This window comes from Bradyrhizobium sp. CSA207 (assembly GCF_029051685.1).
In the GTDB taxonomy this organism is placed as follows: domain Bacteria; phylum Pseudomonadota; class Alphaproteobacteria; order Rhizobiales; family Xanthobacteraceae; genus Bradyrhizobium.
Map to the genome: position 1 here is coordinate 1 of NZ_JAACFT010000052.1, position 13,275 is coordinate 13,275.

Here is a 13,275-nt window from a genome sequence, read left to right on the forward strand (position 1 = left end):
ATCAGCTGGATGATGTTATCGTTGGACACGGCATATCGCTCCTTCGGTGGAGAAGTGGAGGCGTCAAGCACCCCCACGATATGCCGCCTTTCCGATTCCCTCCGTCACCAACTTTCGGCGATAGCTCCGATGCCTGCGTGTGCCCATGCTGCGGCGAGAGCCGTTCGCGCAAGATCGGCGAGGACGTGACCGAGTCTCGAAGTCGTTCTGCGGCAGAGGAAAGTGATCAGTAGGTTTGCGAGAAGCTCGTTTGCGGGGCCAACAAAGCGATCACCTACGAGCCCGTCCAGATAGCTCGTTGTGGCGGCAATAGTTGCAGGGTAGCCGGCTCAGGCGGCCTTTGCGAGGGAGAACAGCTTCAGGAGGTTGTGGGTGGTGCAGATCATGGCCCATTCGGCGCGCACTTTCTCGACGCCCCGCAACAGGAACTGGCGGAAGCCGCGTGCCTGTTTGATCTGTCCGAACACCGGTTCCACCACTTGCTTTCTCAATCGGTAGGGCGTTTCGAAGCCGGCATCGTCGATCTTCTTTCGCATCCGTTGGGTCAGCGGTCCGCCGATTTTTCCGTTCGCGGCTGTCGGGTGCTTGGCGCGTCCGGGCGCGACGTAGCCGTCGATACCATGTGCTTCGAGCGCTTCCAGATTGGCTTCGCTGCAGTAGCCGGAGTCAGCGGAGGCCTGCTCCGGTTTGCGGCCGAGATTGTTCTCGGTGGCCTCGATCAGGGGCACCAGCTGGCCCTGATCGTTGCCACACTGGGTCAGTTCGTACGCGACAATGACCTGGGCGCCTGCGTCAACGGCGGCCTGTGCGTTATAGGCCTGAACGAAGCCATCCTTCGACTTCATGATGCGACTTTCCGGATCGGTGAAGTTGCGTTGCGACTTGGGATCAGGTTTGTCCGACGGCGGCGCCGCCGGTTTGCCCGGCTTCTTGCGGCCTTCGGCTTGGCGCTGCTTTTCTTTTTCGGCCTCGAGACGACACTCTTCCTCCGCTGCCAGCCTGGCCTCGGCCTCCAGCGCCGCCATCGCCTGCTGGATCTTCGCCAGCCGTTTCTGCTTGTCGCCGGCCCAATCCGGCATCTCGTCGCCGCGCTTGTCTTTGCCGAAAGTCTCGTCCTCCTCGGCATCCGCCGCCTCAGCGGCCACCAGCATGCGAGCGACCTCGGCTTGCAATTCCGCCTCGCGTTTCTTCATGCGCTCATAACCCATCGCTTTATGTTTCGACGCGTTCGCTTTGATCTTGGTGCCATCAAGCGCGACATGGCCGAGTTTGACCAGCCCTGCCGTCTCGCACAGCTTCAGAACCTGCAGGAACAGCGCGCCGAGCGCTTTCAAATGCCGCTTGCGGAAGTCGCTGATGGTGCGAAAATCCGGCGGATCGAGCGCCACAATCATCACAAAATCGTTCCGCTCGCGGCAGGCCCGGCCAATGCGCCGCGACGAATACAGTCCACTCGCATAGCTGTGCAGCAGAAGCGCCACCATCATCCGCGGATCAAACGGCGGCTGCCCGAGCCCGCTCACATAGCTGCCCGTGATCTCCTTGAGATCGAGGCTCTCCCGCACAAGCTCAACGATAAACCGCGAGACATGGCCTTTCGGCACGAAGTCCTGCACATTCGGCGGCAGAAGCAGCGTCTGATCGATATTCCAGGGACGAAAATACTTGCTCATAGCCAAAGCTTGAATCAGACTCGCGCAGAATTGAACAGTGACTATTCGGACAGGCTCCTAGCCGCCTGTCGCTCGCACCCCACTGCGCGGACATGCAGGGCCACGCTGCTGCCCCAGTCGTGTTCGTCAGGTACGGCCTGCTGCCAACGCGCCGAGGGCGCCGGGATGACATCGAGATTGATGCCTTTGAGCTTTGAGCTGCTAGATGTCACTCTGAGATTGAGTGGCAGGTGCAGCACCCGAAGGCATCGACGTCGTGCTCACCCTGGCCAAGGGAAAGATGCGAACTGCCGGCTCCGGAACATGGCGCGCGACGTCCGCCGGTTTGCCAAGCTAGATCAGCTCGCGGTCATTCCGAGATCGCCGAGCTCCGCGCTTCTCGAGACCCGCATTGGTAACGTCGAGGCCAATCACCCTTGTCTTCGCCACTCAGAGCCAAATGGCGATGCCGGCTTTCGCTACGGGCGCTCAAAATGTGCGAGAGAAGCGCATTTCACGCATATTTTCGCTATCGTGAGCCAAGACTAGCTCGGAAAAGATCTGGCAAATCTGCGAAGGTCAGACAAGCTGTCGGCTTGATCTGGCTATCAGTCCTGCCGCAACAAATGGAGAGCGTCGTGGACGACACCCTGTATGGCACGCGTGACAAATCGGGACACTGGAAGCCGAACAGGTGGATCAAGCGCGCTCCGGTCTTCGTCTGGCCGATCCAGCCGAAGCCTTTCCTGCGCTGGCTGTTCAGCTATCTATGGCCTTATAACGCCCTCTACTTCGCGATCGCGCTCCTTGTGTGGTTCTATCTGACGCCTCCACTGGAAACGATGCAGGAGTTCGGCTTCGGCTGGATCTTACTAATCCTGCTGCGCAATACCGCGTTGGTACTCCTTGTTTATGGAGGCAGCCATGCGGTCTTTTATATCCAGCGGCGTCAGCGCACTGATTTTAAGTACAACGCTAAGTGGCCCGACACAGACAATTCGATGTTCTTGTTCGGAAGCCAGACCGCCGAAAATATATTCTGGGCGATGTGTAGCGGTGTGCCGGTGTTCACGGCGTATGAAGTGCTCACTTGGTGGATGTTCGCCAATGCCTATATCCCCCATTTTGATTTTATGGACCGACCGGTCTTCTTCGTTACGGTATTGTTGCTAGTGCCACTGTGGCGTGAGTTGCACTTTTACTTGATTCATCGTCTAATCCATCTGGGCCCGCTTTACGAGATCGTTCACAAAGTTCATCATAATAACGTCAATCCGGGACCTTGGTCCGGCCTATCGATGCACACGCTCGAGCACATCGTCTTCTTTTCTGCTGTGCTGATCTTTTACGTGGTACCCTCGCAGCCTCTGCTCATAATGTTTGTGCTAATTCACTTGATAGTGGGTCCGGCGAGAGGACATCTCGGCTTCGATGCCATCGCGGTGAGCGACGACAAGATCCTCGTCAATGACAACTATTATCACTACTTGCACCACAAGTACTTTGAGGTGAACTATGGTGAGCGGTTGATCCCGTTTGACGAGTGGCTCGGTACGGCACATGATGGCTCGCCGGAAGCCGACGAGGCGATGTTCAGGCGCCTGAAAGCTAAGAAGAACTTTGTACGGGGGGTATCGCATTGATGGTTGTCGCAGCTAAGGCGATAGATGCGATCCCGTGTTCTTCACATGCCGACAACTTGTCTGCAACCGCTGTCTGCCGGTGGACGGCGCCAGGATGGGTCGCAAATCGTTTTTTCACGGTTCATCCGACCGCTATCGATCAGAAATCAAGGAAACTACATTGACTATTCTGGGACAATGGGTGGCGGCCTGCGCGAGCGACGCCTTGGAGCAGGAAGAGGCGTTTCGCTTTGACCACGAAGGCCGCACATTTGTGATTGTTCGCTCACCGGAAGGTGAGTACTTCGCAATCGACGGCCATTGTTCCCACGAGAAGGTTCATCTCGCAGGTGGCATTGTCGATGGTCACATCATCGAATGCCCTAAACACTTCGGAGCGTTCGATTATCGATCGGGTGAGGCACGCAGGCTACCAGCATGCATCGACCTGCGCAGCTATGACGTCAAGGTCGAGAGCGGCATGGTCTTCATCAGGCTCTGAGAGCGAAGAAGCGGCACTCGGTCTCACCGATCAGAAACCCGAAGATCCGGATACTGCCTGTCGCTTGGATCTTGGGAGTCACGCACAAGTTTTGGTTCGACCAATCCGTGGCTCTAATGCTGCGGAAAACGAGTAGTTGTGGATGCGTTTATCTCGATCCAATGCGAACGCAATTGGCAGCCCTATGCACTTGCCGATAGCGAGAGCAACGATACCACGGTCGGCTAGCAGGAAGATTTCTTGATGAAGTCTCTTGTGCGCGATATGATCCAGCCTACTCGGTTGGATGTGCAAACATCTCTTCAATCTGCTTCCGTCGCGTGAGCAAAGGTCCCGCAATCGTAATAGTCGGGGCCGGCCAGGCTGGCACCGCGGCGGCAATCGCCCTGCGCGAAGCGGGCTGGCAAGGCTTGATCGCGCTAATTGGTAACGAAGCTCTGGGACCATACGAACGGCCGCCGCTATCAAAGGCGACACTACTTGAGGAGACGGATCTCGGACCCAAGCTGCTTGTCACGCCCGAGCGCCTGGCAGAGTTGTCAATCAGCCATTTTCAAGGGCGCAACGTGGTTTCGATCGATCGCGCAGCACATACTGTCACTCTGTCGGACGGGACGCAGTTGGCTTACGAGCGACTGCTGTTGACCACCGGGGCGCGCCCCCGAAGGTTGAGTATCCCTACCGCCGAAGGAAGCAGAGTGGCGGTACTCCGTACATATGCTGATGCTTTGGTTCTCAGGCGGTTCATCAGCCCACGGCGTAAAGTGGTCGTCATCGGCGGTGGCTTCATTGGCCTTGAGGTTGCCGCGAGTGCGGTGGCGAGAGGCGCTTCAGTAACCGTGATCGAATCTGGCCCGCGATTACTGATGCGGGCAGTCCCGTCGTCGATGGCCGAGCTAATCAAAGCCAAGCACGAGCGTTCTGGCGTGCGCGTTGAAACCGGTGCGACCGTCGAGCGTGTCGGCGCAGTTGAAGGACGCTCCAAGGTCATATTGGCGGAAGGCCGCACACATCTCGCCGATCTGGTTGTCGTTGGGATCGGTGCCGCGCCGAACATCGAACTCGCGCACGCCGCAGGATTGGCCGTCAACAACGGCATCGCCCTGAACGAGATGCTGGCGACCTCTGATCCAGATATCTTCGCTGCGGGCGACTGCTGTTCGTTTCCGCATCGCCTCTACGGTGAGAGGATCAGGCTGGAGGCATGGCGAAACGCGCAGCGCCAGGGTGCGGTGGCGGCAGCCAACATACTAGGCGCGAATCGGCCCTACGACGACGTGCCGTGGTTCTGGTCGGATCAATACGACGAGACGCTCCAAATTGCTGGACTCTATCGTGAAGAACACTTCCCCGTATCCAGGAACCTCGGCGCGAACGGACGGGTAGTATTTTACCTCGCCGCTGACGGACGCCTCGTCGCGGCATGCGGCTTCGGCAGCCTAGGCGCGATCGCGAAGGAAATCCGTCTCGCCGAGATGTTCATCGGCAGACGGCTTGCCCCCAAGGTTGAGGCGCTCGCAGATCCAGCAGTTAATATTAAATCCTTACTGATTTAGGGGAGAGTTCCGCATTGCCGCCGGTCGTCCAGCCAAGAATACCTCGGACTGGCTGGCTAAGATGAATAACTTGGTCGCGGCTTCCGGCTATCCGTTCGGCGTACGCAGCAGGGTCGTCGCTTTCGACTATTCTCTCTTAGAACTGATAAGCTCGATTAGTTTTTTCCATCCGAGGCCGGTGAGCGGCTCAACGCGGACTTCTTTGACGGGGTTCGCCTTGCCTGCTACTCGGTCGCGTCAGCCGACAAGCGCGCACACGTCGCAGCAAGCTGACAGAGGATCGTTTTGCAGTCGGGTGGTCGTCCACGGAGACAGAGATTGCCGTCGGAGCACTCGAAGGCACCGAGTCGCATCGTCGACTTGGTAAACTCTATTCCCGCTGTCGACCTAGCTGATCACGAGGTCACCCCGAAGTCTACAAGTCTTCGGACGCCGCAAGCACCTTGATTGCCCGCGGCATGCGCTGCAACGTTGGGGCGGTGAATTATCATCCCATTCCTGCAGGGAGTGTCGTTGCGTGCGGCAATACAGATCCTCGCCTTATTTGTCGCGCATCAAAGTCGACCGCCCGATCCCTCGCGCCGGTTGTGGTAGAGATGCTCCTCGTTTTGCCACATTAAGAACTGTGGGCCGAGCTCGGCGATCTTGGTGCTGCCGATCTGGGCCATGCTGATATCGATCTCGCGACGAAAGATCGCCAACGCCTTTTCCGCACCGGCTACTCCACCGGCGGACACGCCGTACAATGTCGGCCGGCCCTGGAAAACGAACTTGGCGCCCAAGCAGAGGGCAATCAGGACGTGGAGCCCACGCCGGATACCGCCGTCTAGCATCACTGTCATTCTGTCACCCACCGCGTCGCGGATCGCCGGCAGCACGTCGAGGGGCGCTGGAGCATGGTCGAGCTGGCGCGCACCATGGTTAGAGACCATGATGCCGTCGACTCCAAGCGAATGCGCGCGGACGGCATCATCGGGGTGCATGATTCCTTTGAGCACGAAGTTGCCCTTCCACAACTCGCGATACCGCTCGACATGTTTCCAGGTCATCGGCGCGCCGAATTGACGAATTACGAAATCGGCTACTTTCTTCGCGCTAGCGTTGGGACCGGCGTACCGCGTCCAATTGTCGAAATGGGGTGTGCCGTGCTGCAGCCACTCGATCATCCAGGTTGGATGGCGCAAGGCTTCGAATTTCGTCCTCCAGGTTAGGTTCTGCGACGGACCCCAGCCGTTCCGGATGCTGCGCTCGCGGTTGGAGGCTATGGGCACGTCAACGGTGAAGACCAGAGTTTTCAGCCCGGCGTCGCTCACCCGCTTGATCATGTCCTCCGAAATCAACGGGTCGATGGCCGAGTAGACCTGGTACCAGCTGTGGTCAGGTGCCACCTTGGCGAGATCCTCGATTGAGCTTGAGCTGGCGCCGGACATGATAAAGGGCACGTTCGCGTCGCGCGCCGCCTCAGCCAGCATTAAGTCGGCACCTCGGCGGAACAGGTCAGCAGATCCGGTCGGCGCGATACCGATCGGGCTCGAATAGGAGCGGCCGAATAGGTTCGTCGACTGGTCGCGCGCGCTAACATCGACCAGGTAGCGCGGGACGATGTGCGTCCGGCGGAAAGCCTGTTCGTTGGTGATCAAGCCGATCTCGTCATCGGTGCCGCCCTCGATATAGTCATAGCAGATCTTTGGCAGCCGCTTCTTCGCCAATTTGCGCAGGTCATCGGCATTTACCACCCCTTTCATCGTTCACACCCCTTTCATTGTCCTCGGTTAAGCGTAAGGGGTTTTCCCGTACTGCATAGCGCAACAGGTCCCGCGCTGACGCTTGAATCCCGCAGCTGAGCGGCGTTCTCCGACGGATTTCAACACCGCGCCTTTGCAGGCGAGATATTGTGTTCGGCGCAGTACTCGTCGGTGGCGGAAGCGGACGCGCTCGCGTGGCCCAGCTGTGGCCGTGGCGCTGGCAAACAGCTTGCCTCCGAAACCAGCGTTGTAAGCCTTTGTTAGCTCACCGCGCTCTCCAACAGCTGCCCTAGCCGCTACATGTTCGTGCGGTCTGATGCAAGCGGTCGCAGGTGGAAGGGACGAGAGGCTTGATCCGCAATGCTGATTCTCGTCACTGGAGCGCCGTCCTGTTGCGCGACGTTCGGCTGGCTCGCCATAGTCACATCATCGTTGATAGGCACACGCAACATAGCGTCGATGTTACGATCGCCAGACAAGGACTGCTTGTCCACAAGCGCCCCAAAAGACACGAAGCGATTCCACAAGGTCATCTCACAACGCAAAGGTCATCTCACAACACAGCCACGCCGAATTTAGGGGGCTTGCGATCGAGGCCTATAGCATCCGGCGGGGGGAACGTAGAGCCAATCATGATCATCATTGAGCTACAGGACACTCGCAAGATGTGTCGATCGGCGTGCAGAAATTCCAGCAGCTAGATTGCCTTAATCGTGCCTTAGCTCTGAACTGCTTGGGGGGCGACTTACGCCTAGAAGGTCCGCGCGCCTGATCTCATTCTATTTACCGATAGTTGTTGCGCAGACGACGTCGGCGAGCGGCGTCCTGGATATGAATTCGACCTTAAAATCGAAACGCGGCTCATATTTTGTAGAATTTCTCCGCTTTTCACCGATTTTTGCAGTCTTTGGGCGCGAGCACACATTACACCACGACCCTGAGGAAGTTGTGGAAGGAACTGCTCGTGAGCCTTGGCTTCGCGTTCTTAATTCCACGTGTTGAGGATCGTGTGGGATAGCCACTGTTCATCGTGTTGCCGCCGCACAGTCGGCTGATTTGGAGAGGGACGATCATGAAATTAGGTGCCGCGATTGCGGAAATTCTCAAGCGCGAAGGCATCGAAATTCTATGCGGCTATCCGGTCAATCACTTGATCGAATTTGCCGCCGCCGCCGACATTCGTCCCGTCATTGTGCGTCAAGAGCGCATCGGCGTTCATATGGCTGATGCAATTTCCCGGGTCACTTCCGGACGCGACATTGGTGCCTTTTGTATGCAGAACGGCCCTGGCGCGGAGAATGCCATGGGTGGTGTCGCGCAATGCTTTGGAGACTCGGTTCCTGTGCTGGTGCTGCCGATGGGCTATCAGCGCCGCCTTGCGAATATCGAGCCGAACTTCAATTCCAGCCAGGCGATGAAGGCTTTCTCGAAGTCCGCCGAGCCGATTGTGCTGGCCTCCGAGGTTTGCAACGTGTTTCGCCGCGCGTTCACCAAGTTGAAGAACGGTCGTGGCGGACCGGTGATTGTCGAAATTCCAGAGGATATGTGGAACGAGGAGGTGCCGGAGCCCTTAAATTACGCGCCGGTGCTGCGAACGCGCTATGGTGCTGATCCCGCCGACATCAAAGAAGCCGCCGCGGTTCTGATCAATGCAAAACGTCCCGTGATCTATGCGGGCCAGGGCGTGCAATACGCTCGGGCTTGGCCGCAGTTGAAGTGCTTGGCGGAGCGGCTCGCCATTCCCGTGGTGACGAGCTTGGGAGGCAAATCCTCGTTTCCCGAGACGCATCCGCTGTCGCTTGGTTCTGGCGGGTTCGCAGTGCCACGCGCCGCCGCAAAGTTTCTGGGCGAGGCCGATGTAATCTTCGGAATCGGTTGCTCTTTCACAGAGACATACTTCGGCATCGCTATGCCCAAGGGCAAGACCATTATCCATTCGACGCTCGATCCCAACCATATCAATAAGGATGTCGAGGCCAAGATTGGCCTGGTCGGCGATGCTGGGCTCGTGCTCGACTCTTTGCTGGAAGAGGTCGGCAAGACCGTCACTGCGGATCGCGACGGACGCGGCATCGCGGCGGAAATCGCAGAATGCTACAAGCAGTGGCTTGCGAAATGGATGCCCAAGTTAACGTGCAACGACGCGCCACTTAATCCGTATCGTGTGCTGTGGGATTTGCAGAACACCGTCGACATCCGCAACACTATCATTACTCACGACGCCGGCAGTCCACGCGACCAGCTCTCTCCCTTCTGGAAGGCAGTAGAGCCGCTATCTTATCTCGGCTGGGGCAAGACTACCCAACTTGGCTACGGCCTGGGGCTTGCAATGGGAGCAAAGCTCGCGAAGCCGGAGAAGCTCTGCATAAATGTCTGGGGCGATGCGGCAATCGGATTTACAGGCATGGATTTCGAAACTGCTGTGCGCGAGAGAATTCCAATCCTATCGATCTTGCTTAACAACTTTTCGATGGCACTCGAACTCAAGGTGATGCCCATCTCGACGGAAAAATATCGCTCAACTGACATCTCGGGCGATTATGCCGCTATGGCGCGAGCCTTCGGCGGCTATGGCGAGCGGATCACGAGGCCTGAGGAGATTGTGCCTGCCATCAAGCGCGGTATCGAGAAGACGCAGGTCGGCATTCCCGCGTTGCTCGAATTCATCACCTGCAAGGAGACCGAGATCTCGCGCCCTGGAACGTGAGAAAAAGAACGAGTCCATTAAAGTTCGTGACGATCGCTCGATTTGAAGTGTGAGAACGAAGCGAAATCGTCACGGACTTGGCTCACGGCAGGACGAACCGTCGCGATTCCGAGCAAAATCGCGGCCGCAGCCGGGGTTGTGCGGTCAAATTCCCTGCAGGTACGGAGATCGGCTCGGCATAGTACCAGGTAGGTTCGTCATTTGGACACGAGACCAAGTGGCAGGGAATTGCGGTAACTGAAACTTTCAGAGATTACCCGCCTTCATAAGTCTATGAAAGAGATGTCTGGCCGAAGCAAGAGTGATCACGAGACGGGAATTCGATTTGGCAGGTGCGAACCGCGACGGTAGGCGCGCTATGCGACATCTCATAGTCCACTCGCCCACGTGAGGCGCTCTCAAGAGACACAGCAGGATCTTTGTGCGCGGCGGTCGCCCCCGATCGGCGGCCGCGCGCCTCTTGGCGACAGAGGCGAAGAGCAGTACCTGAGGCGCCGCTCCAGCAATTCCGGTAAGGAAGTCTCAAGGACGCCTAGCCAAGCTCAAGATGACGAGCGCGAAAGTATGAAGCGATAGTGAGATGCCGATGGTGGAATCTCGGACGAAGGTCAACGACTTCGTCACTTGTGTGAGCATCTGCGCTTGCTGTATGTGCTGTCCAAGGGCGACGTCCTCGTTGCCTGGGAGGCGCGCATGCCCGGGGGACCATAAGCTGTGTTTCGGCTCGGGACGACGCGCCATCGCCAGCGTGGTCGGCTGTACGAATTTCTCAGGGCAGTCCGGATTGCTGCGGGAGATAGGAACCAACTCGTTCAAGCCAAGGGCGTCGGACACGGAGCCTGCTCGCGGGCTCCAAGAGAACAAAAGCTCGTGACGAATGCCGAATTTGGCTCGCTCAGCGACGTCGCCGAGACTGGCATGGCCCTCCTCAAGGAAGGGTAGCGGATTCGCGCTCGAAAACGCGGATTTTGAGATTTTTTAGATAGCTAAGTAGTTGATTTGCAACGGGCGAGGCCTTCCGTTTTGGCCGAAAACGGCTGTAGTGAAGACCTACCCGATTCCCAAGCGCGGCATGGTGCGGATAGATCATCGAATCATGTTTCTGCGACGCACCGAGCGAAGGAAGAACGGCATAGCGCACAGCTACTGGAACGTGGTCGAGAACAAGCGTCTCGATGACGGACGGGTATCTCGGAGCGGCAAGGCCAGCTTTGGCGATGAGTCTGCGCTATGGCGCGACAATCAGGATGCGGGTCTCACCTTGATCGCCGCCGCCCACTGCGCACCATCTGAGCGTTGAACGTATCGCCCCGCTTGGCTGGCCGCCAGCCTTCTCGATTGAGAACGGCGGCGATATCTGCCAAGACAAGCCCCTCGCGACGAAGGTCGCCAACTCGCGCCAAGAGGTTTCTTATAGGTGCTGAGTTTGTCCAAGCGGGCAATGGGTCGGGTCAGCTGATGTGCGGTTTGATTACCGCCGTGCCAATGAGCATTCGACGCGTACCTGTTCGCTACCGCCAATGACTTCGATGAGAACTCGCTCGAGCAACTGGCGGACAATGGTCTGACGTTCCTCCTGAGTGGCGCCCTGCCAAAGCGCCGGCACGTCAGTTGCCAAGAGCTGGATCGCGGCGATCTCGGCCGGGTTCAAGGCCTGCGGTTGCTCGCGCTGAAACCTCTCATGCGCGCCTTCAAGCCGGGTCTGTTCGGCCAAGGCTTATTCCCATTGGCGCTCAAGCGTACGCGCGACCAAGCGGTTCTCTGGCTCGACGGCATCGTACTGCCGACGCGTCCGCTCAGCCTCGTATCGGGCGCGCTCAAGACGATGCTGCCATTGTCGCTCGAGTGCTTCTCGTTCGCGCGCAAGGTCGCTGGCAGCTCGTACGCTGGTTTCCAGGGCCGCCGGCTCCAGCGCCTGCAGCACAAGTCGCGTCACCAACGCATCAACCGGCGCGGCCTTGAGCGTCTGACAGATCGGCTCCGCATAATCACATGCTCCATGCGAATGCACGAGTAACGGGCCAACGCTTGCATTGTTGTTGTATTGAGCCACCATCCGCAGCCCGCAACGACCGCAGATCATCAATCCGGACAGCAATACTTGTCCGGCACGTGCCACTCCAGTGAGGGCGGCTTTGTTTGATCTCAGCTGCGCTTGATTGCGTTGATATTGCTCCCAACTGATGTAAGCAGGGATCCGATCAGGAAGGAAAACGTCGACATCCTCGAGACGAAAGGAGCGGCGACCTGTGCTGGGGCGACCTGGTTTCTGCCGCCTGCGATCGATCGATCGTGCGCCATACACATAGGCTGCCAGCGTGGATTGGATTGGTAAGTAGATTGTACAGCGATGCGGTTGATACGATGCCATTCCAGCTCACCTTTGCGCGGTCCACCGGGAACGCGCAGGGGCATGCGGATGCCGTGATCGACCAAATAACGCATCACTTTGCCGCCTGTCCAAAACCGTTCAAACAAATCGAACACCAGGCGCGACAAGTCGTTGAAAGCCTAAGCGCCCTTCAATGCTCGCGCCAGACCGCCCGAGATCGTCGTCGATGACGACAATGCTCTCACGCGCCCAGCCGAACTGGAAGGCGCGATCGACGAGCGCATATTGCAGCCGCGTCGATTCCTGATGCCGTTCGACTTGTTGCGGTGTGGATTGTCGAATGTAGACCATCGCCGCGCGCTCTCGGTGCCGACGCTGGATATTGTCACGCAGCAGCACACCGCTCGGCGGCAGGAGGCTTGCACGGCTCATCGCTCGCCTCCGTGCTCTGAGGAGTGTCGCGAACCCGTCGCAGGACGATCTCGGCCAACATCCGCAACACCGTGCGCTGCCGTTCGGGCGGTAGCGTCGTCCACAGGACTGCACTCGGCTGACCGGTCTCGCTCATGGCGTGACTCCAGCCACCGAACCAGTGCGAGAAGCGCTTCTCTATCGATTCTCGGTGATTTGCCGAACTCTGTCAATTTATCAGAGGCAGCGTGTCTGGGATATCGAAGAGGCGTTCCGCAATCTCAAAGGCGATCTGGCGATTCGTCCGATCTTCCATCAGGACGAGAAGCGCATCGGGGCCCACATCTTCATCGCCTTCCTGGCTTACTGCATGCAGATTACCCTGACCCGTCGCCTTCATGGCTGGCGCCGGGGCTGACCGCGCGCAGCGCGCTCGAAAAGTTCGCGGCCGTCCAGATGATCGACGTTCATCTGCCAACCACCGACGGACGCGAGATTCTGCTCACCCGCTCCACTTACCCCGAACCCGAGTTGCAGCTCCTCATCGACCGGCTCAAGCTCCGCCTGCCACCGCAGCCGCCGCCCAGGATCACCACGGCAACCGTCACCCAAGCCAACCGCCGTAGTGAAGACCTTTTTGATCTAACCCATTGATTCGCAACAACCGGATATCTTCAAAGCCCGCCAATCCGCGAAGACGGGGTAGCGCGCCTTGCTACGCCGGTCGGTACTATGTCTTGATCGATGG

The 13,275-nt window shown here is 58.2% G+C and carries 11 protein-coding genes and 1 pseudogene; 6 read left to right on the top strand and 6 right to left on the bottom strand.

Annotation, left to right across the window (positions count from 1 at the left end; translation table 11 throughout):
- Positions 1-329: 329 nt before the first annotated feature.
- Positions 330-1,673, bottom strand: a complete 1,344-nt coding sequence (locus GWG65_RS36750; protein WP_275200293.1) for an IS1182 family transposase — start codon at positions 1,671-1,673, stop codon at positions 330-332.
- A 617-nt stretch (positions 1,674-2,290) separates the two neighbouring features.
- Here GWG65_RS36750 and GWG65_RS36755 point away from each other — a divergent pair.
- The 3 genes from GWG65_RS36755 (at position 2,291) to GWG65_RS36765 (ending at position 5,332) form a co-directional block, all read left to right on the top strand.
- Complete coding sequence (locus tag GWG65_RS36755; RefSeq protein ID WP_275200294.1) at positions 2,291-3,295, top strand: sterol desaturase family protein; 1,005 nt, start codon at positions 2,291-2,293, stop codon at positions 3,293-3,295.
- A 166-nt stretch (positions 3,296-3,461) separates the two neighbouring features.
- A complete protein-coding gene (locus tag GWG65_RS36760; RefSeq protein WP_275200324.1) occupies positions 3,462-3,776 on the top strand; it encodes a MocE family 2Fe-2S type ferredoxin in 315 nt (104 codons plus the stop codon).
- A 320-nt stretch (positions 3,777-4,096) separates the two neighbouring features.
- Complete coding sequence (locus tag GWG65_RS36765) at positions 4,097-5,332, top strand: FAD-dependent oxidoreductase (protein ID WP_275200295.1); 1,236 nt, start codon at positions 4,097-4,099, stop codon at positions 5,330-5,332.
- A 554-nt stretch (positions 5,333-5,886) separates the two neighbouring features.
- Here the strand turns inward: GWG65_RS36765 and GWG65_RS36770 are convergent.
- Entirely contained in the window at positions 5,887-7,077 is a 1,191-nt protein-coding gene (locus tag GWG65_RS36770; protein ID WP_275200296.1) for an alpha-hydroxy acid oxidase, read from the bottom strand.
- A gap of 1,072 nt (positions 7,078-8,149) precedes the next feature.
- Between GWG65_RS36770 and GWG65_RS36775 the strand changes: the two genes are divergently transcribed.
- Both GWG65_RS36775 and GWG65_RS36780 read left to right on the top strand, forming a co-directional pair.
- On the top strand, positions 8,150-9,784 hold the full coding sequence (locus GWG65_RS36775) for a thiamine pyrophosphate-requiring protein (protein WP_275200297.1): 1,635 nt from the start codon (positions 8,150-8,152) through the stop codon (positions 9,782-9,784).
- 1,042 nt (positions 9,785-10,826) lie between these two features.
- Positions 10,827-11,084, top strand: a complete 258-nt coding sequence (locus GWG65_RS36780; protein ID WP_275200298.1) for a hypothetical protein — start codon at positions 10,827-10,829, stop codon at positions 11,082-11,084.
- A 171-nt stretch (positions 11,085-11,255) separates the two neighbouring features.
- Here GWG65_RS36780 and GWG65_RS36785 read toward each other — a convergent pair whose 3' ends face one another.
- The 4 genes from GWG65_RS36785 to GWG65_RS36800 are packed head-to-tail and all read right to left on the bottom strand — an operon-like array spanning position 11,256 to position 12,548.
- Positions 11,256-11,498: a hypothetical protein gene (locus tag GWG65_RS36785; protein WP_275200299.1), complete on the bottom strand. Its 243-nt coding sequence runs from the start codon at positions 11,496-11,498 to the stop codon at positions 11,256-11,258.
- A 3-nt stretch (positions 11,499-11,501) separates the two neighbouring features.
- Positions 11,502-11,882, bottom strand: coding sequence for a hypothetical protein (locus GWG65_RS36790; RefSeq protein ID WP_275200300.1), 381 nt, complete (start codon positions 11,880-11,882; stop codon positions 11,502-11,504).
- 47 nt (positions 11,883-11,929) lie between these two features.
- Positions 11,930-12,283 carry a hypothetical protein gene (locus GWG65_RS36795; RefSeq protein ID WP_275200301.1) on the bottom strand — a complete coding sequence of 118 codons (354 nt, stop codon included), beginning with the start codon at positions 12,281-12,283 and terminating at the stop codon, positions 11,930-11,932.
- Complete coding sequence (locus GWG65_RS36800; RefSeq protein WP_275200302.1) at positions 12,255-12,548, bottom strand: hypothetical protein; 294 nt, start codon at positions 12,546-12,548, stop codon at positions 12,255-12,257. The genes GWG65_RS36795 and GWG65_RS36800 overlap by 29 nt, the downstream gene beginning before the upstream one ends.
- Before the next feature lie 235 nt (positions 12,549-12,783).
- On the opposite strand from GWG65_RS36800, the pseudogene GWG65_RS36805 reads away from it, so the two are divergent.
- Positions 12,784-13,181: pseudogene (locus GWG65_RS36805) on the top strand (hypothetical protein); the annotation flags it as partial.
- Positions 13,182-13,275 lie beyond the last annotated feature (94 nt).